Below are 25668 nucleotides of genomic sequence, written 5' to 3'. Positions count from 1 at the left end.
AATTGTCACCAGAAGGTTAACTAAAATCCCTGCTCGTTAACCATTCAGCGTCCCTGACGGGCCGCATTTTTCAGGAAAAATTATGGAGCTGCTCTGCCCAGCCGGTAACCTTCCGGCGCTTAAGGCGGCCATCGAAAACGGCGCCGATGCCGTCTATATCGGGCTGAAAGATGACACCAACGCCCGCCACTTTGCCGGCCTTAATTTCACCGAAAAGAAACTGCAGGAAGCCGTCAGCTTTGTGCATCAGCACCGTCGTAAGCTGCATATCGCCATCAACACCTTCGCCCACCCCGACGGCTACGCCCGCTGGCAGCGCGCGGTGGATATGGCGGCTCAGCTGGGCGCCGATGCGCTCATTCTGGCCGATATCGCCATGCTGGAGTACGCCGCGGAGCGCTATCCGCATATAGAACGCCATGTGTCGGTACAGGCTTCCGCCACCAATGAAGAGGCCATTCGCTTCTATCATCGCAACTTCGACGTGGCGCGCGTCGTACTGCCGCGGGTGTTATCTATTCACCAGGTGAAACAGCTGGCCCGCGCCACGCCGGTGCCGCTGGAAGTCTTTGCCTTCGGCAGCCTGTGCATCATGGCGGAAGGCCGCTGCTATCTCTCTTCCTACCTGACCGGCGAATCGCCCAACACCGTCGGCGCCTGTTCGCCTGCGCGCTTCGTGCGCTGGCAGCAAACCCCGCAGGGGCTGGAATCGCGTCTCAATGAGGTGCTGATTGACCGCTATCAGGATGGGGAAAACGCGGGCTACCCAACGTTGTGTAAAGGCCGCTACCTGGTCGATGGCGAGCGCTATCACGCGCTGGAGGAGCCCACCAGCCTCAACACTCTGGAACTGTTGCCGGAGCTGATGGCCGCCAATATCGCCTCAGTGAAAATCGAAGGCCGTCAGCGCAGCCCAGCCTACGTCACCCAGGTGGCGAAAGTCTGGCGCCAGGCGATCGATCGCTGCAAAGCCGATCCGCAGAATTTCGTGCCGCAATCCGCATGGATGGAAACCCTTGGCTCCATGTCCGAAGGGACACAAACCACCCTTGGCGCCTATCACCGTAAATGGCAGTGAGAAACATGAAATATTCATTAGGGCCGGTGCTTTACTACTGGCCAAAAGAGACGCTGGAAGATTTTTACCAGCAGGCGGCAAACTGCAGCGCCGACACCATTTATCTCGGCGAAGCGGTGTGCAGCAAACGCCGCGCCACCAAAGTCGGCGACTGGATCGAGATGGCGAAAGCGCTGGCCGGCAGCGGCAAGCAGGTGGTGCTGTCTACCCTCGCGCTGGTGCAGGCCTCCTCTGAACTGGGCGAGCTGAAGCGCTATGTCGATAACGGTGAGTTCCTGATTGAGGCCAGCGATTTGGGCGTGGTGAACCTCTGCGCCGAACGCAAGCTGCCGTTCGTCGCCGGGCATGCGCTGAACTGCTACAACGCCGTCACTCTGCGTCTGCTGCTTAAGCAAGGTATGGTGCGCTGGTGCATGCCGGTGGAGCTTTCCCGCGACTGGCTGGCTAATTTACTGACCCAGTGCGAAGAGCTGGGTATTCGCAATCAGTTTGAAGTCGAAGTGCTGAGCTACGGCCATCTGCCGCTGGCTTATTCCGCCCGCTGCTTTACCGCCCGCTCGGAAGATCGGCCAAAGGATGAGTGCGAGACCTGCTGCATCAAGTACCCAACCGGGCGCAGCATGCTGTCCCAGGAGAACCAGCAGGTGTTCGTGCTCAACGGTATCCAGACCATGAGCGGCTATGTCTACAACCTGGGCAATGAGCTGACGTCCATGCACGGCCTGGTGGATATGGTGCGCCTGTCGCCGATGGGCAACGAGACCTTCGCCATGCTCGACGCCTTCCGCGCCAATGAAAACGGCGCTGCGCCGCTGGCGCTCACCGGCAACAGCGATTGCAACGGCTACTGGAAACGGCTGCCTGGGCTGGCGCTGCAGGCCTGATAAACCGCTCACTTTGTTAACAGCAGTGCTCAGATTTTAATGCATTATTAAAGATGCAGCTTTTCTGGCTGGCGCGTCCTGGATGCGCCAGGCTGGAAGAAGACCTTCAATCTGATGACGATGCTGTAGCAAAGTGAGCCTTTATGACTGACAAATCTGTTCCGTTCTCGGTGCTCGATCTGGCGCCGATCCCGCAAGGATCTTCTGCTAAAGAAGCCTTTACCCACTCTCTGGATCTCGCCCGGCTGGCCGAATCGCGCGGCTATCACCGCTACTGGCTGGCGGAGCACCACAATATGGTCGGCATTGCCAGCGCAGCGACCTCGGTGCTCATTGGCTATCTCGCGGCCAATACCACCACCCTGCATCTGGGGTCCGGTGGCGTGATGCTGCCCAACCACTCTCCGCTGGTGATTGCCGAGCAGTTCGGTACGCTCAATACGCTCTACCCGGGACGCATCGATCTCGGCCTTGGCCGCGCGCCGGGCAGCGATCAGCCCACCATGCGCGCCCTGCGTCGCCATATGAGCGGCGATGTCGATAACTTCCCGCGCGATGTGGCGGAACTGGTGGACTGGTTTGACGCCCGCGATCCGAACCCGCACGTGCGCCCGGTTCCGGGCTATGGCGAACGAATTCCGGTGTGGCTGCTGGGCTCAAGCCTCTACAGCGCCCAGCTGGCGGCGCAGCTCGGCCTGCCGTTCGCATTCGCTTCGCACTTCGCGCCGGATATGCTGTTCCAGGCCCTGCACCTGTATCGCAGCAACTTTACGCCCTCAGCGCGGCTGGAAAAACCGTATGCCATGGTGTGCATTAATATCATCGCCGCCGACAGCAACCGCGATGCGGAGTTTCTCTTCACTTCCATGCAGCAGGCGTTTGTGAAGCTACGTCGCGGCGAAACCGGACAGCTGCCGCCGCCGGTGGAAAATATGCATCAGCTGTGGTCAGCGTCCGAGCAGTATGGCGTGCAGCAGGCGCTGCGCATGTCGCTGGTGGGTGATAAAACCAAAGTCCGCCACGGCCTGGAGTCGATTTTGCGGGAAACCGAGGCGGACGAAATCATGGTCAATGGCCAGATCTTCGACCACCAGGCGCGCCTGCATTCTTTCGATTTAGCGATGCAGGTGAAAGAGGAATTGTTGGGTTAATCAAAATCCAGGCCCGGTGGACGTCGCGCCACCGGGTAAGCCTCTTACTGGTAAACCGGCAGCAGATTAACGCTCGACAGAATGTGCACGACCGCATTGCCCAGGCCAAACAGCAGGATCAGCACAATCATCGGTGTTCCGCCCCATACGCGGAACTGTGGGCTGCCGAAGCGTTTACGCGAGGCGCGAGCCAGCAGAGCCGGTACAATCGCCGCCCAGATCGTCGCCGCCAGGCCGGCATAGCCGATGGCGTAGAGGAAGCCATCGGGTTTCACCAACCCGCCAATCATCGGCGGAATAAAGGTCAGCAGCGCAGTTTTAAAGCGCCCCAGCGCGCTGTCGTCAAAGCCAAACAGATCCGCCAGGTAGTCGAACAGCCCCAGCGTGACGCCAAGGAACGAACTGGCGACGGCAAAATTAGAGAACACCACCAGCAGCAGATCCAGGCTCCGGCTGTTCAGCACCCCGCTCAGGGCCTGCACCAGCACATCAATGTTGCCGCCCTTCTGCGCGATGTCGATAAACTGCGGGCGCGGGATATTGCCCATCGTCACCAGCAGCCAGACCACGTACAGACCCAGCGCCAGCAACGTACCGTAGGTTAAGCAGCGGATGATGGTACGTGGATCTTTTCCGTAGTATTTCATCAGGCTCGGCACGTTGCCGTGGTAGCCAAACGAGGCCAGGCAGAACGGCAGCGCCATCAGCAGGTATGGCGCATAGGAGGCGTTCTTTTCCGCGACGTTAAACAGCGTCGTCGGCTCGACGTGCCCCAGCAGACTGCCGAAGGTCAGGAAGAACGTGATCACCTTGGCGCCAAGCACGATAGCCGTCATGCGGCTCACCGCTTTGGTGCTCATCCAGACGATAAATGCCACCAGCAGCGCAAAGCCAAAACCCGCCGCCCGCGCCGGTACGTTCAGCGACATCTCGCTAAACGTATGATGCAGTATCGAGCCGCTGGCTGAAATATAGGCGTAGGTCAGAATATACAGCACAAAGGCGATCGACACGCCGTTGACCAGGTTCCAGCCCTTACCGAGCAGATCTTTGGTAATGGTGTCGAAGCTGGAGCCGATCCGGTAGTTAAGGTTGGCCTCGAGGATCATCAGACCGGAGTGCAACATGCAGAACCAGGTGAAGACCAGCGCCGCCAGCGACCAGAAAAACCACGCGCCGGACATCACCACCGGCAGCGAGAACATGCCCGCGCCGATAATCGTGCCGCCGATGATCACCACGCCGCCAAACAGGGACGGACGGGTTGCCGTAGTGGTTAGTGTCGCCATTTACCGAAATCTCCAGTCAAAAATACTTTCCCACAATGGGTGTGACGCACTGTACCAGTACACGAGTACAAAAGAAATAAAAAAAGCCCCAATCAAGACGATCGGGGCTGTATTATTTAGTTTACGCTAGTGGGATGCGTTAATTACGCATCGCCACCGAAGCGACGGCGACCGGCAGAGTCATCGCGGCGCGGCGCGGATGCATCGTCACGACGCGGCGCACGGCCTTCACGACGCTCGCCGCTGAAACGACGACCATCACCACGACCACCTTCACGACGCTCGCCACCGAAGCCACGACCGCCTTCACGACGCTCACCGCCGAAGCTACGACCGCCTTCACGACGTTCACCGCCGCCACGACGTTCGGTGCGCGGCTGCGCATCGCCCAGCAGCTGCATGTTCATCGGCTTGTTCAGGATACGGGTACGAGTAAAGTGCTGCAGCACTTCGCCCGGCATCCCTTTCGGCAGTTCGATGGTGGAGTGAGAAGCGAACAGTTTGATGTTACCGATGTAACGGCTGCTGATATCGCCTTCGTTAGCGATCGCGCCAACGATATGACGTACTTCAACACCGTCATCGCGACCCACTTCAATGCGATACAGTTCCATATCGCCTACGTCACGACGCTCACGCTTCGGACGATCTTCGCGATCGCCACGCGGAGCGCGGTCGTTGCGGTCGCCACGACGCTCGAAGCGATCGTCACGGTCACGGAACTCACGACGCGGACGCATCGGCGCATCCGGCGGCACGATCAGCGAGCGTTCGCCCTGGGCCATTTTCAGCAGCGCAGCAGCCAGCGTTTCCACGTCCAGCTCTTCGCCTTCCGCCGTCGGCTGGATTTTCGCCAGCAGCGCACGGTACTGGTCCAGATCGCTGCTTTCCAGCTGCTGCTGAACTTTCGCGGCGAATTTTTCCAGACGACGTTTGCTCAGCAGCTCTGCGTTCGGCAGTTCAACTTCCGGAATGGTCAGCTTCATCGTACGTTCGATGTTGCGCAGCAGACGACGCTCGCGGTTCTCAACGAACAGCAGCGCGCGGCCGGCGCGGCCCGCACGACCGGTACGGCCGATACGGTGAACGTAAGACTCAGAATCCATCGGGATGTCGTAGTTCACCACCAGGCTGATACGCTCAACGTCCAGACCACGGGCTGCAACGTCAGTCGCAATCAGGATATCCAGACGACCGTCTTTCAGACGCTCCAGGGTCTGCTCACGCAGCGCCTGGTTCATGTCGCCGTTCAGCGCCGCGCTGTTGTAGCCGTTACGCTCCAGCGCTTCAGCCACTTCCAGGGTCGCGTTTTTGGTACGGACGAAGATAATCGCCGCATCAAAATCTTCCGCTTCCAGGAAACGCACCAGCGCTTCGTTTTTACGCATGCCGTAGGCAGTCCAGTAGCTCTGGCTGATGTCCGGACGAGTCGTCACGCTGGACTGAATACGCACTTCCTGCGGCTCTTTCATAAAGCGGCGGGTAATGCGACGGATCGCTTCCGGCATGGTGGCGGAGAACAGCGCGGTCTGATGCCCTTCCGGGATCTGCGCCATAATGGTTTCTACGTCTTCGATAAAGCCCATGCGCAGCATTTCATCTGCTTCATCCAGTACCAGGCCGCTCAGTTTAGAGAGGTCCAGAGTGCCGCGCTTCAGGTGGTCCAGAAGACGACCCGGGGTACCGACAACGATCTGCGGACCCTGACGCAGGGCGCGCAGCTGCACGTCATAACGCTGGCCGCCGTACAGGGCAACCACGTTTACGCCGCGCATATGTTTAGAGAATTCCGTCATTGCTTCAGCAACCTGTACCGCCAGCTCGCGGGTCGGCGCCAGCACCAGGATCTGTGGTGCTCTCAGCTCAGGATCGATGTTGTTCAGCAGCGGTAAAGAGAACGCTGCGGTTTTACCGCTACCGGTCTGGGCCATACCCAGAACGTCGCGGCCGTCCAGCAGATGCGGAATGCACTCAGCCTGGATCGGAGATGGTTTTTCGTAACCCAGATCGGTAAGCGCTTCAAGGATAGGAGCCTTCAGGCCCAGATCTGCAAAAGTGGTTTCGAATTCAGCCATGTAGTACGTGTGCCTCAAAATTAATGGCGGCCAGTCTACATAACTCATCGTGAAAATTTACGGTAATTTTCATTGAAAAGTGTGAACCGGCTCAAAGTAGGTGTATTAACGAACAACAACGCCCTCACCCGCGAAGGTGATGGCAAGCAAAAAACTATGGGCTGATGTGTTCGTCAGCTATTGCTGGTCCGATTCTGCCAGGTCATCTTGCTCCTGGCCCAAGAGCGATAATTCCAACAATGCGTATCGGTGCTCAACGTAGTTATGTACGTTGTTGGCGACCGCCAGTTTGAACAGTGCCGTAGCGCTGTCCTTGTCCCCCAGACTTAGGTAGTACTTACCTAAATAGAAGTTGGTTTCACTGAGATGCTCAGCGAGCGAGGTGTTATCCGTTGCGTCTGCCTTCAGACGAGTCATCAGCTCTTTTTCGCTAATGTCGCCAAGGTAGAACTCGACAATGTTCCATCCCCATTGCTCTTTGTCCGACTTGTCTAAGCGCTCTCTGAGTGCTTCAAGCGCCCGCTTCTCGTCGAGTTTACGCTCGGCGATATAAAGCCACAGGCTACGGAAAGGATCATTGGGATCGTCTTGATAAAACGCCAGCAGATCATCTTGCGCTAACTTAGCCCGGCCGCCGTAATACAGGGCGATACCGCGGTTCAAGTGCGCGTAGTTGTAAGTTGGATCAAGCTCAAGTACAGAATCAAACGCTTCATAGGCAGCATCAAAATTGCCTGCCTGCGTTAAGTAAATGCCTAAGTAATTGAATACTTCAGGCATATCGGGTCGGATTGCCAGCGCTTGTGAAAAATCATTTCGCGCTAATGCCCTCAGACCGAGACTATCATACAACACTCCGCGCTCATATAAAAGCTGTGCGCGTTCGTCATCGGATAAAGCCCGACTGGCAAGAATTTGTTCCATACGTGCCAGAATCACTTCTTGCTGTAAAGTCGGTTGCAATGGTACTGCGAGGACGGCGTCCTTACGCCAGGCGGTGCTACTGCATCCTGCCAGCGTGAGAGCTGTCGCCACGAAACACCAGCGCAAAAAAGGCTTCATTTCCCACTCCCGAAGACAACGATTGGATGAACGTCCTGTTCCCCGGCTGCAAACGAGGCGTCCTGCCCGTAAAACGCCCTCCGCAAAAGCGGAGGGCTAACGGCAACCTTACTCGCCCTGCTCGGCAGCCGGAACTTCCGGCGCTGCGGCAGACGGAGTCTGTTCAGTTGCTTCTTTGATGCTCAGACGGACACGGCCCTGGCGGTCAACTTCCAGAACCTTAACCGGTACTTCCTGACCCATCTGCAGGTAGTCAGTCACTTTCTCAACGCGCTTGTCGGCGATCTGCGAGATGTGAACCAGACCTTCTTTACCGCCGCCGATGGCAACGAACGCGCCAAAGTCAACGATACGGGTCACTTTACCATTGTAGATACGGCCAACTTCGATCTCAGCGGTGATCTCTTCGATACGACGGATAGCATGTTGTGCTTTGTCGCCGTCGGTCGCTGCGATCTTCACGGTACCGTCATCTTCGATTTCGATGGTGGTGCCGGTCTCTTCGGTCAGGGCACGGATAACAGAACCGCCTTTACCGATAACGTCTTTGATCTTGTCCGGGTTGATCTTGATGGTGTGGATACGCGGTGCGAATTCAGAGATGTCGCCGCGCGGCGCGTTAATCGCCTGCTCCATCACGCCCAGGATGTGCAGACGCGCACCTTTAGCCTGGTTCAATGCAACCTGCATGATTTCTTTGGTGATACCTTCAATTTTGATATCCATCTGCAGCGCAGAGATACCGTCGCGGGAACCCGCTACTTTGAAGTCCATATCGCCAAGGTGGTCTTCGTCACCGAGGATGTCAGACAGCACGACGAAGTTGTCGCCTTCTTTCACCAGGCCCATGGCGATACCCGCCACGGCGGCTTTCACCGGCACACCAGCGTCCATCAGCGCCAGAGAGGCACCACAGACGGAAGCCATGGAAGAAGAGCCGTTGGATTCGGTGATTTCAGACACCACGCGAACGGTGTACGGGAATTCGTCGATAGTCGGCATCACGGCCAGAACGCCGCGCTTAGCCAGACGACCGTGACCGATTTCACGACGCTTCGGAGACCCCACCATGCCAGTTTCGCCTACGGAGTACGGAGGGAAGTTGTAGTGGAACAGGAAGGAGTCGGTACGCTCGCCCATCAGTTCGTCGATGTTCTGCGCATCGCGTGCGGTACCCAGAGTCGCGGTAACCAGCGCCTGCGTTTCGCCACGGGTGAACAGTGCGGAACCGTGAGTACGCGGCAGAACGCCGGTACGAACGTCCAGACCACGGATCATATCTTTTTCGCGGCCATCGATACGCGGCTCACCGGCCAGCACGCGGCTACGAACCACGTTTTTCTCGATAGCGTGCAGGATTTCACCCAGTTCGTTAGCGTCCAGGGTTTCATCTTCTGCAACCAGCGTAGCGATGGTTTCAGATTTGATCACATCAACCTGAGCGTAACGCTCTTGTTTGTCGGTGATACGGTAAGCATCGCTCAGGCGGGATTCAGCCAGCGCAGCCACGCGCGCGTTCAGCGCTTCGTTGACGGCTTCCGGCTGCCAGTCCCAACGCGGTTTACCGGCTTCTTTCACCAGGTCGTTGATGTTCTGAATAACAATCTGCTGCTGCTCGTGGCCAAAGACCACCGCGCCCAGCATCTGGTCTTCGCTCAACAGTTCCGCTTCGGATTCCACCATCAGCACGGCCGCTTCGGTACCGGCAACCACCAGATCCAGTTTGCTGGACTTCAGCTCTTCCTGGGTTGGGTTCAGTACGTACTGGTCGTTGATGTAACCCACGCGCGCGGCGCCGATTGGGCCATTGAACGGAATACCAGACAGGGACAGCGCTGCGGAAGCGCCGATCATCGCGACGATATCCGGGTTAACCTGCGGGTTAACGGAAACCACGGTGGCGATAACCTGAACTTCGTTAACGAAGCCTTCCGGGAACAGCGGGCGAACCGGGCGGTCAATCAGACGCGCGATCAGGGTTTCGCCTTCGCTTGGGCGGCCTTCACGACGGAAGAAACCACCCGGGATTTTACCGGCAGCGTAGGTACGCTCCTGGTAGTTAACCGTCAGCGGGAAAAAGTCCTGGCCTGGCTTCGCTTTTTTCTGGCCCACAACGGTCACGAATACCGCAGTGTCATCCATGCTAACCATCACAGCGGCCGTTGCCTGGCGCGCCATCATGCCGGTTTCCAGGGTCACGGTATGCTGGCCGTACTGGAATTTACGAACGATCGGATTAAGCAAAATTCTATCCTTTTTATCTATAAATCACGCCATATCTACGACATAGCGTCTATTGACCCGATCCTCTGCATCCTCGCGACTAATGACAACCTTTACCCGCCCCTGCGGATGAAGCCTCTCATTAGCCGCGCGAACCTCTGCATGAAGATCATTACTAGCAACAATACATGAGTTTTGAATGAATTGCTGCCGCCCGGTCGAAAAAAGGGGCCGTCAGGCCCCTTTTTCTGAAACTCGCAGAATTAGCGACGCAGACCCAGACGCTCGATCAGCGCAGAGTAACGTGCAACATCTTTACGTTTCAGGTAGTCGAGCAGTTTACGACGCTGAGAAACCATGCGCAGCAGACCACGACGGCTGTGGTGATCTTTTTTGTGCTCTGCAAAGTGGCCCTGCAGGTGGTTGATCTGTGCAGTCAGCAGTGCAACCTGAACTTCGGTAGAACCGCTGTCGTTTTCGCCACGACCAAACTCAGAAACGATTTTTGCTTTAGCTTCAACGCTTAGAGACATTTTAGAACTCCAAAATTAAAAGAAAGAAAGGGTGCCGATCTCTAATTCAGCGACCCCTGATGCAACGCCCGAAAATGTTAAAACACTTTAGCGGACGTTAAGCGGCGATATTCTACTCGTAGCAGGCTTTTATCGCAAGAAAAGCGCTTACGCCGGGTATTCCACCACCAGACGACGCGGCGCCACGCGGCCTTCCTCGTCAATTTCGCCCATGCCGAGAAACTTGCCGGATTCGCTTTCCATCACCCGCACCAGCCCGTTAAGCGGCGCGCCTGACTGACGTACCGGGTTGCCGTTTTTAAAGTAGACCGCGGAGGTCTCCGGGATCGTCACCAGCGGATAGTCCGACGCCGGGCTGTCCATGGGCATCAGCAGCGGATCGAGCAGCTGCGCGGCAGGAATATCCTGCGCCGCCGCCTGATCGACCAGCGCCTGCAGCTGCTCGAGGGTCACCATCCGCTCAACCGGGTATTTGCTCACCGCCAGGCGACGCAGGAAAATCACGTGCGCGCCGCAGCCGAGCTTCTCACCTAAATCATCGATAATCGTCCGGATGTAGGTGCCTTTCGAGCAGTGGATCTCCAGCTCCAGTTCATCGCCTTCATGGCGAATAAACAGCAGCTCATAAACGGTAATCGGCCGAGCTTCACGCGGGACCTCAATCCCCTGACGGGCATATTCGTACAGCTTCTTGCCCTGATATTTCAGCGCCGAATACATCGACGGCACCTGCTGCGTCTCGCCGCGGAAGCTGTCCAGCGCCGCCGCCAGCTGTTCGTCGCTAAAGGTCAGCGGGCGCTCTTCCACCACCTGGCCATCGGCATCGGAGGTATCGGTGCGCTGGCCAAGTTTAGCTATCACGCGGTAGCGCTTATCGGAGTCCAGCAGGTATTGGGAAAACTTGGTCGCTTCGCCAAGGCAGATCGGCAGCATACCGGTCGCCAGCGGATCCAGCGCGCCGGTGTGTCCGGCGCGGTTGGCGTTATATATACGCTTTACTTTCTGCAGCACATCGTTGCTGGAGGCGCCCTGAGGCTTATCCAGCAGCAATACGCCGTGCACGTCGCGGCCGCGACGACGAGGACGACTCATCAGTCCTCCTTGCTGTCGTCCGGGTTCACACGACGCTCATCGTCGTGTTTCACCACGCTGGTGACCAGGTTGGACATACGCATCCCTTCCACCAGTGAGTTGTCGTAGAAGAAGGTCAGCTCCGGCACGATGCGCAGGCGCATCGCTTTCCCCAGCAGAGAGCGGATAAAGCCAGAGGCTTCCTGCAGCGCTTTGATGCCCGCTTTCACCGCGGCTTCATCTTTGTCGTTGAGGAAGGTGACATACACCTTGGCATAGGCCAGGTCACGGGACATTTCCACCCCGGAAACGGTGGTCATCATGCCCAGACGCGGATCTTTGATTTCACGCTGCAGGATGATAGCAATCTCTTTTTGCATCTCCTGGGCCACGCGCTGCGGGCGACCAAATTCTTTCGCCATAATAAATTCTCCAGAATAAAGACAAAAAAGGGGCCTAAAGCCCCTTTTTAAAATGATTGCCGGGTGGCGCTTCGCTTCCCCGGCGGCTTAGCCATCCGATGATTAATCGATGCTACGCTGGATTTCGATGATTTCGAACACTTCGATCATATCGCCAACGCGAACGTCGTTGTAGTTCTTCACACCGATACCACATTCCATGCCGTTACGGACTTCGTTAACGTCATCTTTGAAGCGGCGCAGGGATTCCAGCTCGCCTTCATAGATAACCACGTTGTCACGCAGCACGCGGATTGGGTTGTGACGTTTGATCGTCCCTTCGGTAACCATACAGCCCGCGATGGCGCCGAATTTCGGCGATTTAAAGACATCACGCACTTCAGCCAGACCGATGATCTGCTGTTTCAGTTCCGGAGACAGCATGCCGCTCATCGCCGCTTTCACTTCGTCGATCAGGTTATAGATGACGGAGTAGTAACGCAGATCCAGGCTTTCCGCTTCGATAACTTTACGCGCAGAGGCATCGGCACGAACGTTGAAGCCAACCAGAATCGCGTTGGATGCTGCAGCCAGGGTGGCGTCGGTTTCGGTGATACCACCTACGCCGGAACCGATGATCTTCACTTTCACTTCGTCGGTAGACAGTTTCAGTAAGGAATCGGAAATCGCTTCGACAGAACCCTGTACGTCCGCTTTCAGCACGATGTTCACTTCGTGAACTTCGCCTTCGGTCATGTTAGCGAACATGTTTTCCAGTTTAGATTTCTGCTGACGCGCCAGCTTAACTTCACGGAATTTGCCCTGACGATACAGCGCCACTTCACGCGCTTTTTTCTCGTCACGAACCACGGTCACTTCATCACCGGCAGCCGGCACACCGGACAGGCCGAGGATTTCCACCGGAATGGACGGACCCGCTTCCAGCACTTCGCGACCCAGTTCGTCACGCATCGCACGCACACGACCGTATTCGAAGCCGCACAGAACGATATCGCCCTTGTGCAGAGTACCTTCACGAACCAGAACGGTAGCGACCGGACCACGACCTTTATCAAGGAAGGATTCGATCACCGCGCCGCTCGCCATCCCGTTACGGACCGCTTTCAGCTCGAGCACTTCAGCCTGCAGCAGGATCGCGTCCAGCAGGTCGTCGATACCGGTACCGGCTTTCGCGGAGACGTGGACGAACTGGCTCTCGCCGCCCCACTCTTCCGGCAGGATGCCGTACTGGGACAGTTCGTTCTTCACACGGTCCGGATCGGCTTCAGGCTTATCGATCTTGTTCACCGCAACCACCACCGGCACCTGCGCCGCTTTGGCGTGCTGGATAGCTTCGATAGTCTGCGGCATCACGCCGTCGTCTGCCGCCACCACCAGAACCACGATATCCGTCGCCTGCGCACCACGAGCACGCATGGAGGTAAACGCGGCGTGGCCCGGGGTATCCAGGAAGGTGATCATGCCGTTGTCGGTTTCTACATGGTAAGCACCGATGTGCTGGGTAATACCACCCGCTTCGCCGGAAGCAACCTTAGTGGAACGGATGTAGTCCAGCAGCGAGGTTTTACCGTGGTCAACGTGACCCATGATGGTCACAACCGGTGCGCGCGGTTCAGCCGCCGCGCCGGTGTCACGATCGCTCATTACCGCTTCTTCCAGCTCGTTTTCACGACGCAGGATAACTTTGTGGCCCATCTCTTCGGCAACCAGCTGTGCGGTTTCCTGGTCGATGACCTGGTTGATGGTCGCCATGGCGCCCAGCTTCATCATCGCTTTGATGACCTGCGAACCTTTCACCGCCATCTTGTTAGCCAGTTCGCCAACGGTGATGGTTTCGCCGATCACGACGTCACGGTTAACGGCCTGCGCCGGCTTCTGGAAGCCCTGCTGCAGAGCGGAACCTTTACGGTGCTTACCGCCTTTGCCGCCGCGAACGGCCGCACGGGCTTCTTCACGATCGGCTTTAGATTCAGCGTGTTTGTTGCCTTTCTTCGCCGGACGCGCCGCTTTGCTGCTACGGCTGCGGCCGCGGCCGCCTTCGACTTCACGATCGTTATCATCTTCAGCCTGACGAGCATGCTGTGACGTGGTGACGTGATAGTCGCTGGTGTCTTCCGGGCTGTCTGAAGTTTCAGACCAATTTTTTTCGTTTTCTTCTGCCATACGGCGTGCTTCTTCCGCTACACGGCGCGCTTCTTCTTCAAGTTTGCGGCGTGCTTCTTCTTCCGATTTGCGCTTCAGTTCCGCGGCTTCGTTCTCGCGACGGATCTTTTCAGCCTGGGCGGTTTTGGTCATTTCGTCGGTATGTTGATTGCTCACTTTGTCTTTTTCCGCAGCTTCACGTTTCGCTTTATCAGCGACTTCACGTTTAGCTTGTTCTGCGGCCTCACGTTCAGCTTTTAATTGCGCCTCGCGTTTCGCTGCTTCTTCAGCTTCACGACGGGCCTGCTCTTCCGCTTCACGCTGCGCCTGCTCTTCCGCGGCCAGGCGTTCAGCCTCTTGCGGATCGCGTTTCACAAAGGTGCGTTTCTTGCGGACTTCGATTTGTACCGATTTACTCTTTCCACCGGTACCTGGAATATTCAACGTACTGCGCGTCTTACGCTGTAACGTCAGCTTGTCTGGCGCCGAACCGTGCTCACGGTTCAGGTGCGTCAACAAAGTTTGTTTCTCTTGCGAGGTCACAGAATCATCAGCCGTTTTGCGGATGCCTGCGTCAGCAAATTGCTGTATCAGGCGATCCACAGAGGTCTGAATCTCTGAGGCCAGCGCTTTAATAGTCACATCTGTCATGCTGTTCCTTCCTGCTACAGTTTATTACGCTTCGTCGCCGAACCAACAAATGTTGCGAGCGGCCATGATGAGCTCGCCAGCTTTCTCGTCGGTCATCCCTTCGATATCAGCCAGGTCATCAACGCCCTGCTCGGCGAGATCTTCCAGCGTACAAACACCACGGGCAGCCAGTTTGAATGCCAGGGCACGATCCAGACCTTCGAGATTCAACAGATCATCGGCAGGTTTGTTATCTCCCAGGCTTTCTTCCTGAGCCAGCGCCAGCGTAGTCAGTGCGTTTTTCGCACGCTCACGAAGTGCTTCAACGGTGGCTTCATCCAGACCGTCGATTTCCAGCAGTTCTTTCATCGGCACATAGGCCAGCTCTTCCAGTGAGGAGAAGCCTTCTTCAACCAGCACTGTCGCGAAATCTTCATCAATATCGAGATATTTGGTGAAGGTATCGATAGCGGCATGCGCTTCCGCCTGGTGCTTAGCCTGCAGATCGTCAACGGTCATCACGTTGAGTTCCCAGCCGCTAAGCTGCGAGGCCAGGCGGACGTTCTGACCGTTACGGCCAATCGCCTGCGCCAGGTTGCCCGCTTCTACCGCGATATCCATGGTGTGTTTATCTTCATCCACCACGATGGACGCGACGTCTGCCGGCGCCATAGCGTTAATCACGAACTGCGCCGGGTTATCATCCCAGAGGACGATATCGATACGCTCGCCGCCCAGCTCGGTGGATACCGCCTGCACGCGCGCGCCGCGCATACCGACGCAAGCGCCAACCGGGTCGATACGCTTGTCGTTGGTTTTCACCGCGATTTTGGCACGAGAGCCCGGATCGCGAGCTGCCGCTTTGATCTCCAGCACTTCTTCACCGATTTCCGGCACTTCGATGCGAAACAGTTCGATCAGCATCTCAGGTTTGGAACGGGTCACGAACAGCTGGGCGCCACGCGCTTCCGGACGGACGGCGTACAGTACGCCGCGAATGCGGTCGCCCGGACGGAAGTTTTCACGCGGCAGCATATCTTCACGCAGGATCACGGCTTCAGCGTTGTTGCCCAGATCCAGAGTGATGTTGTCGCGGTTCACTTTTTTCACCACGCCGGTGATGATCTCACCTTCGTGCTCGCGGAACTGATCGACCACCATCGCGCGCTCGGCTTCGCGAACTTTCTGCACGATAACCTGTTTAGCGGTCTGGGTGGTGATGCGGTCGAAGGTGACAGATTCAATCTGATCTTCGACGTAGTCGCCGACGTTCATGCTTTCATCTTCGAAACGCGCGGCTTCCAGCGTGATCTCGCGCGTCGGCTGGGTGACTTCTTCTACAACCAGCCAGCGACGGAAAGTGTCGAAATCGCCGCTCTTGCGGTCGATTTCAACGCGAACGTCGATCTCTTGTTCGTATTTTTTCTTGGTGGCCGTTGCCAGCGCGCTTTCCAGCGCTTCGAAAATTTTCTCACGCGGCAGCGCTTTTTCGTTGGAAACGGCTTCAACAACAGCCAAAATTTCTTTGTTCATCGGGGCCTTTCACCTCAATCCAGACTGTTAAAAGTGGGGAACCAGGTTCGCCTTCTGGATGTTACTCAGCGCGAACACTTCATCTTTGCCTTCGACGGTTACCGTGATCATTTCACCGTCTACCGCTTTGATAATGCCCTGCCATTTGCGACGGTTCTGAACCGCCATGCGCAGCACCAGCGCAACTTCTTCGCCAGTGAAACGTTGATAGTGTTCGGCGGTGAACATCGGACGGTCGAGACCAGGCGAAGAGACTTCCAGGTTGTAAGCGACAGTGATCGGGTCTTCGACATCCATGACGGCGCTTACCTGGTGGCTCACATCAGCACAATCATCAACGTTGATGCCATCTTCACTATCAATATAGATGCGCAGTGTGGATGTGCGACCGCGAATAAATTCGATGCCGACCAGCTCAAAGCCAAGCGCTTCAACCGGCGCAGTGAGCATCTCTGTCAATTTTTGCTCTAATGTGGACAAACCCACCCCCAAGACATAAAAAAAGGGCGTATAGCCCAGTTATTCTGAAGTCAGATAACAAAAAACCCCGATAAATCGGGGCTTTAGATAACTGAACCCTGAGATCGCCATGGCGATCTGGAACACCTTCCGCAAGAATTCTTTCAAATTCGGCTACGAAGGACACCTAGTCCTCACAGTATATTTGAAAAAGTACTTAATGGGAAAGTGGTTGCGGGGGCCGGATTTGAACCGACGACCTTCGGGTTATGAGCCCGACGAGCTACCAGGCTGCTCCACCCCGCGCCTGAAACGTGGCATATTTTACTCTTTTTGAGCAAAAGACGCAAATACTGCTGGGATTTGGTACCGAAGACGGGACATAAAATCGGGATGAATTGTAACGACAATTAGTATATTTTGTCAACATGCATTTTATCGCCCCCGATTGCCGTTTGTGCTGGTATTTCAGGCTTTTTTAGCAAAAAGATGATGAAGCCCTTCCTGTCACCAGTAAAAGATGGTTAAATGAATACTCACAATTAATGCATAAAAATGCAGTTAAGGTTGTTGAGTCGAACTCACCACAGTCTATCGAGCAGGGTTTTATTTTATGACGACGATTCTCAAGCATCTCCCGGTTGGTCAACGTATTGGTATCGCTTTCTCTGGTGGACTGGATACCAGCGCCGCGCTGTTATGGATGCGCAAAAAAGGCGCCGTGCCTTATGCATATACCGCTAACCTGGGTCAACCGGACGAAGACGACTACGATGCTATTCCGCGCCGCGCGAAAGAGTACGGCGCCGAAGGCGCCCGTCTGATCGACTGCCGCAAACAGCTGGTCGCAGAAGGGATCGCCGCGATTCAGTGTGGCGCTTTCCATAACACCACCGGCGGGTTGACCTACTTCAACACCACGCCGCTGGGCCGCGCGGTCACCGGCACCATGCTGGTAGCGGCAATGAAAGAAGACGGCGTCAACATCTGGGGCGATGGCAGCACCTATAAAGGCAACGATATCGAACGTTTCTATCGCTACGGCCTGCTGACCAACGCTGAACTGCAGATCTACAAACCGTGGCTGGACAGCGATTTCATCAATGAACTCGGCGGCCGTCACGAAATGTCCGAATTTATGATCGCCTGCGGCTTTGACTACAAGATGTCGGTCGAGAAAGCCTATTCCACCGACTCCAACATGCTCGGCGCTACCCACGAAGCGAAAGATCTGGAGTTTCTGAATTCCAGCGTCAAGATCGTCAACCCGATTATGGGCGTGAAGTTCTGGGACGAAAACGTAAAGATCCCTGCGGAAGAGGTCACCGTACGTTTTGAGCAGGGTCACCCGGTAGCGCTTAATGGCAAAACCTTCGCCGATGACGTCGAGATGATGCTGGAAGCCAACCGCATCGGCGGTCGTCACGGCCTGGGCATGAGCGACCAGATCGAAAACCGGATTATCGAAGCGAAAAGCCGCGGCATTTATGAAGCCCCGGGGATGGCGCTGCTGCATATCGCTTATGAGCGTCTGCTGACCGGTATTCATAACGAAGATACTATTGAGCAATATCACGCTCACGGTCGCCAGCTGGGCCGTCTGCTGTATCAGGGCCGCTGGTTCGATTCCCAGGCGCTGATGCTGCGTGATTCGCTGCAGCGCTGGGTCGCCAGCCAGATCACCGGCGAAGTCACCCTTGAGCTGCGTCGCGGCAACGACTACTCGATCCTCAATACGGTATCAGACAACCTGACCTATAAAGCAGAGCGTCTGACCATGGAAAAAGGCGATTCCATGTTTACCGCTGAAGACCGTATCGGCCAGCTGACCATGCGTAATCTGGATATCACCGATACCCGAGAGAAGCTGTTCGGCTACGCGCAGTCTGGCCTGCTGAGCGCCTCCTCAGCGACGGGTTTACCGCAGGTTGAAAATCTGGAAAACAAAGGCAAATAATCGCCTGACGATGTTTGCTCTCTGCCGGCGGCTCTCCGCCGGCTTTTTTATTTTTTGTTACCAGTCTGCACCAGAAAATTCGAAAAGAGGCATTATTTCCTTATCGCCTGGTCAGCAAAATTGTTGACTATAATATCCTCAATTGATTAATTCGTATCTGGTGATAAACATCATGAATATTAAACCGCCTATCAGGCCGCAGAAGGCCATTGACCGATTGATCGATGTGCTTGAGCCACACGCGACGCCCGTTAACGCGATCGCCAGAAAAAGACTCACGTGGGAATATAAAGGCAAAACCCAGCTCTTTATTTTTAAAAAAGGCGAGTTGTCGATTATTCGTAATTCCGACAGGCTCTTGATGGTGACCGTCTATGAACCCCACCTTTTCGGCGTGGCGGAAATGCTGCAGCCCAGCCGCAGTCATAGCCTGCGTGCAGAGGTCTCATCCGAGCTGCTGCGTATCGACTACGATCTGGCGTCGGCGCTATTTCGTCAGCATAATCTGTGGGAAGAAGTGACAATCCTGCTGGCCTATCATACCTCGTATATGGTGTATCGTGACGATTTGGTATTGCAACAGCGAACCTATTCGGTGATCCGTAACCATCTGCTGGAAATGATGCTCTTAACTGAAGAGACACGACAACGCGTATCTATTCTTGAATATATTCAGGACCGGACTCATCTCTCACGCAGCAGTATTCTTAATGTCTTGTCAGCCTTAAAGAAAGGCGGTTATATTGCCTTTGCCCGGGGGGGTTATTTACAAAGCATTGCCTCACTTCCTGAAAAATTCTGACTCGCGCCAACCTCTGTCATTTGTGGCTATTCATCTTACAGCTGAAGTTGTTTAAATTTAAACCAATAAACGCTAACGGTAACAAAAAAATAATTTTAATCTAACTACCTGAGTTACCGGAGGACATCCTGTGCCGGGCACGACCAGCAGACAGCCATACAAGGCGTGCATCGCCGGGCCTGCGCAAGCGCAGGATATGCCGCCGGCAATCGGCCAGGCGTGAGCAGCGGTAGCGGGAGTTGATCCCCTCTCCTACCGCCTGCTCGACCATAACGATGAGATCCAAAAACCCGTTAATTTTGCCCGAACACCCGTATCGGGCTTTTTTTTATCTGAAGGAATTCAACAATGAAGTCTATTGCTCCAAAAATGGTAGCCCTGATGATCGCCGTGGGGGCCAGCGGCGCCGCCTGCGCATCCGTTAATCTGCATGGTGAAGCCGGTAGCGAGTTTACCAATCTGTCTGCCAGCTTTGGCGCCGGGGAACCTGGAATGACGTTCAATACCCAGTGGGCGCATAGTGACAATGACGGCGACACCATTGGACTGGGTATGGGTTATAACTTCAACCTCGGGCCTTTCCTGATGACGCTGGGCGGTAAAGGCATCTATCTGAACCCTAAAGATGGGGATGAAGGTTACGCCATCGCCGCGGGTGGCGGAGCAGAGCTTCCTCTCGGCCAGTACTTCACGCTCTTCGGTGAGGGCTATTACTCGCCGGACTCGATGTCCAGCGGCGTCGATGATTATGTGGAGGCCAATGCCGGGGTACGCCTTAACGTGCTGCCGTCGCTGAATATCGAAGCAGGCTATCGATATATCGATATGGCGGGGAAAGACGGCCATCGCGACAACACCCTCGCCGACGGGGCCTACGCCGGGGTTAACTTCCGCTTTTAATCCATGCACAGGGATTGCCCTCCGGCAGTCCCTGCTTCATTCTTAACTGGCCTGCGGCACGCTTTTCAGTACGCGGTTAATCTCCTGCAGGCCAGCAACATTATTCTCTTTGCGGTAAACCTCATTCATGGACGCCATCTGCTCCAGGCGGGTCAGAGCGCCATACATCTGATACGCCTCGCTGTGTCTGTCGAACACATCGCGGCGCTCAACATCCTGCAGATAATTGCTTTTCAATGAATGGTTAAGGCGGCCAATCAGTGCCGTATTGTCCTGGAAATAGCGCGTCACCGCCTGGGCATTATTCGCTACAACGCCAGGCTCACTGTATGATACCGGTACGGTTAGCGCATTAATCGTCTCCACCGTTTTGGATGGCGATGTTGAACTGCATCCCGCTAAACCGAGCGCGCCGGCGACGATAAGCAACCCGATCTTGTTCATTGTGTCACTTCACCTCTGTTGATTAGACGTGGCGACTTTAACGACAGTAAAAGGCGGGAGCCAGTGAAGAGATGTTTATTAATAAATGACCAGTGGGGATAAAAACAAAAAAAGACGCTTTTCAGCGTCTTTTTTCTGGAATATTGGTACCGAGGATGGGACTCGAACCCACAAGCCCGTTAGGGCACTACCACCTCAAGGTAGCGTGTCTACCAATTCCACCACCTCGGTACAGAATACTTAGTGCGGGATATCGCTGGTCGGCTGAGCCGGCGCAGTTGGCTGAGTTTGCTCTGTTTTCGGCGCGCTCAGGTTATCCCACTCACTTCCTTTACTGGTCTTGTTGCTGTTGATGTTACCCAGCGCCAGACTGATGATGAAGAACAGCGCAGCCAGGATGCCGGTCATACGGGTCATGAAGTTACCAGAACCGCTGGACCCAAACAATGTGCCGGAAGCGCCTGCACCGAAGGAGGCTCCCATATCAGCGCCTTTACCTTGCTGCAGCATAACCAGACCTACGAGGCCAATCGCTACAATAAGGAAAACAACCAAAAGAGCTTCGTACATAATCAACCTGTTCCTTGCGGATTCGCCGCATACCAAGTGCTTCGACCAATAAAGCGGGACGTTTTAACGTTTCCCACTGAAGCGGGTGTGAATACTAACCAAAGCGAATGACCTTCGCAAGGGCAATTTCGACACATTGTATCAACTGCAGAAAAAAACAGCAAAAAGCCGGTGTTCGATCATAAAAAAGGCGGCAAGCGCCGCCTTTTTAACCACTTAGCCGACAAGCTTAGACGCTTTTTACCGCTTCGGCGATGCGATGCGCAAACTCGTGCACCTGATCTTCATGCTCGCCTTCCACCATAACGCGGATCAGCGGTTCCGTACCCGATTTACGCAGCAGGACGCGGCCACGCTTACCTAACGCCGCTTCCACTTCTGCGGTCACTGCTTTGACATGCTCATTCTCCAGAGGGTTACCGCTGCCCTCGGTAAAGCGCACATTCACCAGCAGCTGAGGGAACATCTTCATGCCGCTGCACAGGTCATGCAGGCTCATGTGGTTGCGTACCATCGCCGCGACCACCTGCAAACTGGCGACGATGCCATCGCCGGTGGTGGTTTTATCCAGCAGAATCACATGGCCGGAGTTTTCCGCACCGATGCGCCAGCCTTTTTCCTGGAGCATCTCCAGCACATAGCGGTCACCCACCTTAGCGCGGGCAAACGGGATGCCCAGCTGCTTGAGCGCCAGCTCCAGGCCCATATTGCTCATCAGCGTACCGACGGCGCCGCCGCGCAGCTGTCCCTGACGCAGCCCTTCCCGGGCGATGATGTAGAGGATCTGGTCACCATCGACTTTATTGCCTTCGTGGTCAACCATGATCACCCGATCGCCATCGCCATCGTAGGCAATGCCCAGATCGGCTTTTTCCGCCAGCACGCGCGCCTGCAGCGCCCGCACGTCGGTGGCCCCGACCTCTTCGTTGATGTTGAGGCCGTCAGGCTCGCAGCCCATCGCGATAACCTGGGCGCCCAGTTCGCGGAAAACATTGGGCGCGATGTGGTAGGTTGCGCCGTGCGCACAGTCCACCACCACTTTCAGCGTGGAGAGGCTCAGCTCGTTAGGAAAGGTGCCTTTACAAAACTCAATGTAGCGGCCCGCGGCATCGACGATGCGGCTGGCTTTACCCAGCTCAGCCGAGTCCACACAGGTGAGTTCTTTCTCCATTTCGGCTTCAATCGCCTCTTCCACATCATCCGGCAGCTTGGTGCCCTCAATGGAGAAGAACTTGATGCCGTTGTCGTAGAAAGGGTTATGTGAAGCGGAAATGACGATCCCCGCCTCGGCGCGAAAGGCGCGCGTCAGGTAGGCGATCGCCGGCGTTGGCATTGGCCCGGTGAACGACGCAGAGAGCCCCGCTGCCGCCAGCCCGGCTTCCAGCGCCGATTCCAGCATATAGCCCGAAATACGGGTATCCTTGCCGATGATAATTTTACGCGAGCCGTGACGCGCTAACACTTTGCCCGCCGCCCAGCCGAGCTTAAGCACAAATTCCGGAGTGATCGGCGCATCGCCGACGCGGCCACGAATACCATCGGTGCCAAAATACTTGCGGTTACTCATAACGTTTTTTTCCCTTAGCGGCGAGAGTGGCTTCCACCACGCGCAGCGCTTCTACCGTTTCTTTGACATCATGGACGCGGATAATCTGCGCGCCCTGCATTGCTGCAATGACGGCACACGCCAGGCTGCCGTTCAGCCGTTCCGACGGCCCGACGTTCAGCAACTGACCTACCATCGACTTACGCGACATACCGACCAGCAGCGGCAGACCAAAGTGATGAAACTCTCCCAGCCTGGCCAGCAGTTGATAATTGTGGGTGAGATTTTTACCGAAACCGAATCCCGGGTCGAGCAGCAATTTTTCTTTTGCGATCCCTGCCTGTTCGCAGCGCACGATGTGTTCATTAAAAAAGCACTCCACATCGGCGAAGACATCCTCATACTTCGGCGCCTCCTGCATGGTTTTCGGCTGTCCCTGCATATGCATCAGACACACCGGCAGCCCGGTTTCCGCCGCAGCCTGCAACGCGCCGGGTTCGGTCAGCGAACGAATATCGTTAATGATATGCGCCCCTGCCCGGGCGGATTCGCGGATAACCTCCGCTTTGGAGGTATCCACGGAGATCCACACCTCAAAGCGCTGGGCGATAGCCTCCACCACCGGGATCACCCGCGCAAGCTCCTCTTCCACGCTAACCTCAGCCGCCCCTGGCCGCGTCGATTCACCGCCGATATCAATGATGGTCGCCCCGGCGTTGATCATCAGATTGGCATGCTTCACCGCCTCAATCAGCGAATTATGGGCGCCGCCATCGGAGAAGGAGTCAGGCGTCACATTAAGAATACCCATCACGTGGGGGTGAGAGAGATCGAGGGTTGAGCCCTGGGCTACAAGTTTCATCACAAAATCCCTGAGACTGAAGAGGTTAAAAAAGAAAAACCCCGGAGCGGGCGCCCCGGGGTTTTAAGGTTAAAACAAGACATCAACAGCGGCAGCTTATTTGTCGCCCAGCTGCTCTGACATGGTGTTGCCCGGGTTCGGCGTACGCGGTTCATCGACCGGACGCGGCGCACGAGGCGTGCCATTGTTGTCAGAGTTGTTAGAAGAACCGGGTTCTTCCCAACCCGCTGGCGGACGAACATCGCGACGAGCCATCAGGTCGTCAATCTGCGGCGCATCGATGGTCTCATACTTCATGAGCGCATCTTTCATCGCGTGCAGAATGTCCATATTGTCGTTCAGCAGCTGGCGAGCACGACCGTAGTTACGCTCAATCAGCGATTTCACTTCCTGGTCGATGATACGCGCGGTTTCATCGGACATATGCTTCGCTTTCGCGACGCTGCGGCCGAGGAACACTTCACCCTCTTCTTCCGCGTACAGCAGCGGACCAAGTTTGTCGGAGAAGCCCCACTGGGTCACCATGTTACGCGCCAGGTTCGTCGCCACTTTAATGTCGTTAGACGCGCCGGTAGAAACATGTTCCGGACCGTAGATAATCTCTTCCGCCAGACGACCGCCGTACAGGGTGGAGATCTGACTTTCCAGTTTCTGACGGCTGGCGCTGATCGCATCGCCTTCCGGCAGGAAGAAGGTCACACCCAGCGCACGACCGCGCGGGATAATCGTCACTTTGTGCACCGGATCGTGCTCCGGCACCAGACGACCGATAATCGCGTGGCCCGCTTCGTGGTAAGCGGTGGACTCTTTCTGCGCTTCCGTCATCACCATGGAGCGGCGTTCCGCACCCATCATGATTTTGTCTTTCGCTTTTTCGAACTCAACCATCGATACGACGCGTTTGTTGCCGCGGGCAGCAAACAGGGCCGCTTCGTTGACCAGGTTGGCCAGGTCCGCACCGGAGAAGCCAGGGGTACCGCGAGCAATGATTGCCGCATCGATATCCGGCGCCAGCGGAACGCGACGCATATGCACTTTCAGGATCTGCTCACGACCGCGAACATCCGGCAGGCCAACCACCACCTGGCGGTCAAAACGGCCCGGACGCAGCAGCGCGGGGTCAAGAACGTCCGGACGGTTAGTCGCCGCGATAACGATAATACCTTCGTTACCTTCGAAGCCGTCCATCTCAACCAGCATCTGGTTCAGGGTCTGCTCACGTTCATCGTGACCACCGCCAAGACCGGCGCCACGCTGGCGGCCGACGGCGTCGATTTCATCGATGAAGATGATGCAAGGCGCTGCTTTCTTAGCCTGTTCGAACATGTCACGCACACGGGATGCACCAACACCGACGAACATTTCTACGAAGTCAGAACCGGAAATAGTAAAGAACGGCACTTTTGCTTCGCCAGCGATCGCTTTCGCCAGCAGCGTTTTACCGGTACCCGGAGGACCGACCATCAGGACGCCTTTCGGGATCTTACCGCCCAGTTTCTGGAAGCGGCTCGGCTCACGCAGGTATTCCACCAGTTCGCCGACTTCCTCTTTCGCTTCGTCACACCCGGCAACGTCAGCAAAAGTGGTTTTGATCTGATCTTCCGTCAGCATACGGGCTTTGCTTTTGCCGAAGGACATCGCGCCCTTTCCGCCGCCGCCCTGCATTTGCCGCATAAAAAAGATCCAGACGCCGATCAACAGCAGCATTGGGAACCAGGAGATGAAGATGGAAGCCAGCAGGCTTGGCTCTTCTGGTGGTTCACCAACAACTTTGACGTTTTTAGTCAACAGGTTATCGAGCAGCTTCGGATCGTTAACCGGAATGTAAGTCGTGTAACGGTTACTATCTTTCTTGGTAACGTTGATCTCACGTCCGTTGATACGCGCTTCGCGAACCTGGTCCTGATTGACCTCTTGCAGGAAGGTAGAATAATCCACCTTGCGGCCATTCGACTCGCTGGGCCCAAAGCTCTGGAATACTGACATCAGCACAACGGCAATGACCAGCCAGAGTATTAGGTTTTTCGCCATGTCA

At 55.9% G+C, this 25668-nt stretch carries 22 protein-coding genes and 2 tRNA genes; 6 read left to right on the top strand and 18 right to left on the bottom strand.

Annotated elements, in window-relative coordinates; translation table 11 throughout:
* Positions 1 to 82: 82 nt before the first annotated feature.
* The 3 genes from ABLV54_RS03350 (at position 83) to ABLV54_RS03340 (ending at position 3113) form a co-directional block, all read left to right on the top strand.
* A complete protein-coding gene (locus tag ABLV54_RS03350) occupies positions 83 to 1078 on the top strand; it encodes a peptidase U32 family protein (protein WP_004206164.1) in 996 nt (331 codons plus the stop codon).
* 5 nt (positions 1079 to 1083) lie between these two features.
* Positions 1084 to 1962, top strand: coding sequence for a U32 family peptidase (locus ABLV54_RS03345; protein ID WP_023291112.1), 879 nt, complete (start codon positions 1084 to 1086; stop codon positions 1960 to 1962).
* 143 nt (positions 1963 to 2105) lie between these two features.
* Positions 2106 to 3113 carry an LLM class flavin-dependent oxidoreductase gene (locus tag ABLV54_RS03340; protein WP_017899898.1) on the top strand — a complete coding sequence of 336 codons (1008 nt, stop codon included), beginning with the start codon at positions 2106 to 2108 and terminating at the stop codon, positions 3111 to 3113.
* A gap of 44 nt (positions 3114 to 3157) precedes the next feature.
* On the opposite strand, the gene mtr is transcribed toward ABLV54_RS03340, so the two are convergent.
* The 12 genes from mtr to ABLV54_RS03280 all read right to left on the bottom strand — a co-directional run bounded on the left by mtr (position 3158) and on the right by ABLV54_RS03280 (position 16858).
* Positions 3158 to 4402 (bottom strand): tryptophan permease, encoded by a 1245-nt coding sequence (mtr, locus tag ABLV54_RS03335; protein WP_050533702.1) that lies wholly within the window; start codon positions 4400 to 4402, stop codon positions 3158 to 3160.
* A 143-nt stretch (positions 4403 to 4545) separates the two neighbouring features.
* Positions 4546 to 6477 carry an ATP-dependent RNA helicase DeaD gene (gene deaD / locus ABLV54_RS03330; RefSeq protein ID WP_023291114.1) on the bottom strand — a complete coding sequence of 644 codons (1932 nt, stop codon included), beginning with the start codon at positions 6475 to 6477 and terminating at the stop codon, positions 4546 to 4548.
* Positions 6470 to 6550, bottom strand: coding sequence for a protein YrbN (yrbN, locus tag ABLV54_RS03325; RefSeq protein ID WP_085903200.1), 81 nt, complete (start codon positions 6548 to 6550; stop codon positions 6470 to 6472). Before yrbN ends, deaD begins: the two co-directional genes overlap by 8 nt.
* A 104-nt stretch (positions 6551 to 6654) precedes the next feature.
* Positions 6655 to 7539: a lipoprotein NlpI gene (nlpI, locus tag ABLV54_RS03320; RefSeq protein ID WP_004206169.1), complete on the bottom strand. Its 885-nt coding sequence runs from the start codon at positions 7537 to 7539 to the stop codon at positions 6655 to 6657.
* A gap of 108 nt (positions 7540 to 7647) precedes the next feature.
* On the bottom strand, positions 7648 to 9783 hold the full coding sequence (gene pnp / locus ABLV54_RS03315) for a polyribonucleotide nucleotidyltransferase (protein ID WP_023291115.1): 2136 nt from the start codon (positions 9781 to 9783) through the stop codon (positions 7648 to 7650).
* A gap of 242 nt (positions 9784 to 10025) precedes the next feature.
* Positions 10026 to 10295 carry a 30S ribosomal protein S15 gene (gene rpsO, locus ABLV54_RS03310; protein WP_002918244.1) on the bottom strand — a complete coding sequence of 90 codons (270 nt, stop codon included), beginning with the start codon at positions 10293 to 10295 and terminating at the stop codon, positions 10026 to 10028.
* A gap of 147 nt (positions 10296 to 10442) precedes the next feature.
* On the bottom strand, positions 10443 to 11387 hold the full coding sequence (gene truB, locus ABLV54_RS03305; protein WP_044524834.1) for a tRNA pseudouridine(55) synthase TruB: 945 nt from the start codon (positions 11385 to 11387) through the stop codon (positions 10443 to 10445).
* On the bottom strand, positions 11387 to 11788 hold the full coding sequence (gene rbfA, locus ABLV54_RS03300) for a 30S ribosome-binding factor RbfA (RefSeq protein WP_002918248.1): 402 nt from the start codon (positions 11786 to 11788) through the stop codon (positions 11387 to 11389). Before rbfA ends, truB begins: the two co-directional genes overlap by 1 nt.
* 102 nt (positions 11789 to 11890) lie before the next feature.
* Positions 11891 to 14581, bottom strand: coding sequence for a translation initiation factor IF-2 (gene infB / locus ABLV54_RS03295; RefSeq protein ID WP_004206173.1), 2691 nt, complete (start codon positions 14579 to 14581; stop codon positions 11891 to 11893).
* A gap of 24 nt (positions 14582 to 14605) precedes the next feature.
* Complete coding sequence (nusA, locus tag ABLV54_RS03290) at positions 14606 to 16093, bottom strand: transcription termination factor NusA (RefSeq protein WP_002918252.1); 1488 nt, start codon at positions 16091 to 16093, stop codon at positions 14606 to 14608.
* Positions 16094 to 16120: 27 nt separating this feature from the next.
* Entirely contained in the window at positions 16121 to 16573 is a 453-nt protein-coding gene (gene rimP / locus ABLV54_RS03285; protein ID WP_002918364.1) for a ribosome maturation factor RimP, read from the bottom strand.
* Positions 16574 to 16781: 208 nt separating this feature from the next.
* Positions 16782 to 16858, bottom strand: a tRNA-Met gene (locus ABLV54_RS03280).
* Positions 16859 to 17165: 307 nt separating this feature from the next.
* On the opposite strand from ABLV54_RS03280, the gene argG reads away from it, so the two are divergent.
* From argG to ABLV54_RS03265, 3 genes are all read left to right on the top strand, one after another.
* A complete protein-coding gene (argG, locus tag ABLV54_RS03275) occupies positions 17166 to 18509 on the top strand; it encodes an argininosuccinate synthase (RefSeq protein ID WP_004144895.1) in 1344 nt (447 codons plus the stop codon).
* 172 nt (positions 18510 to 18681) lie between these two features.
* Entirely contained in the window at positions 18682 to 19311 is a 630-nt protein-coding gene (locus ABLV54_RS03270; RefSeq protein ID WP_023291118.1) for a winged helix-turn-helix transcriptional regulator, read from the top strand.
* A gap of 348 nt (positions 19312 to 19659) precedes the next feature.
* On the top strand, positions 19660 to 20211 hold the full coding sequence (locus ABLV54_RS03265) for a YfaZ family outer membrane protein (RefSeq protein WP_032454172.1): 552 nt from the start codon (positions 19660 to 19662) through the stop codon (positions 20209 to 20211).
* A 42-nt stretch (positions 20212 to 20253) separates the two neighbouring features.
* On the opposite strand, the gene ABLV54_RS03260 is transcribed toward ABLV54_RS03265, so the two are convergent.
* From ABLV54_RS03260 to ftsH, 6 genes are all read right to left on the bottom strand, one after another.
* Positions 20254 to 20502 (bottom strand): hypothetical protein, encoded by a 249-nt coding sequence (locus ABLV54_RS03260; RefSeq protein ID WP_348813624.1) that lies wholly within the window; start codon positions 20500 to 20502, stop codon positions 20254 to 20256.
* 297 nt (positions 20503 to 20799) lie between these two features.
* A tRNA-Leu gene (locus tag ABLV54_RS03255) sits at positions 20800 to 20886 on the bottom strand.
* 9 nt (positions 20887 to 20895) lie between these two features.
* Positions 20896 to 21225 carry a preprotein translocase subunit SecG gene (secG, locus tag ABLV54_RS03250; RefSeq protein ID WP_002918369.1) on the bottom strand — a complete coding sequence of 110 codons (330 nt, stop codon included), beginning with the start codon at positions 21223 to 21225 and terminating at the stop codon, positions 20896 to 20898.
* A gap of 229 nt (positions 21226 to 21454) precedes the next feature.
* On the bottom strand, positions 21455 to 22792 hold the full coding sequence (glmM, locus tag ABLV54_RS03245) for a phosphoglucosamine mutase (protein ID WP_004206179.1): 1338 nt from the start codon (positions 22790 to 22792) through the stop codon (positions 21455 to 21457).
* The gene (gene folP, locus ABLV54_RS03240) at positions 22785 to 23633 is read right to left on the bottom strand and encodes a dihydropteroate synthase (protein WP_050533700.1); all 849 of its coding nucleotides are present in this window, start codon (positions 23631 to 23633) and stop codon (positions 22785 to 22787) included. The genes glmM and folP overlap by 8 nt, the downstream gene beginning before the upstream one ends.
* 96 nt (positions 23634 to 23729) lie before the next feature.
* On the bottom strand, positions 23730 to 25664 hold the full coding sequence (ftsH, locus tag ABLV54_RS03235; protein ID WP_004206183.1) for an ATP-dependent zinc metalloprotease FtsH: 1935 nt from the start codon (positions 25662 to 25664) through the stop codon (positions 23730 to 23732).
* Between the last annotated feature and the right edge of the window lie 4 nt (positions 25665 to 25668).

Source organism: Klebsiella sp. JB_Kp042, assembly GCF_040065275.1.
Lineage (GTDB): Bacteria > Pseudomonadota > Gammaproteobacteria > Enterobacterales > Enterobacteriaceae > Klebsiella > Klebsiella quasipneumoniae.
The sequence above is the reverse complement of the archived record's forward strand: the minus strand, read 5'-3'. Positions and strand labels throughout refer to the sequence as shown.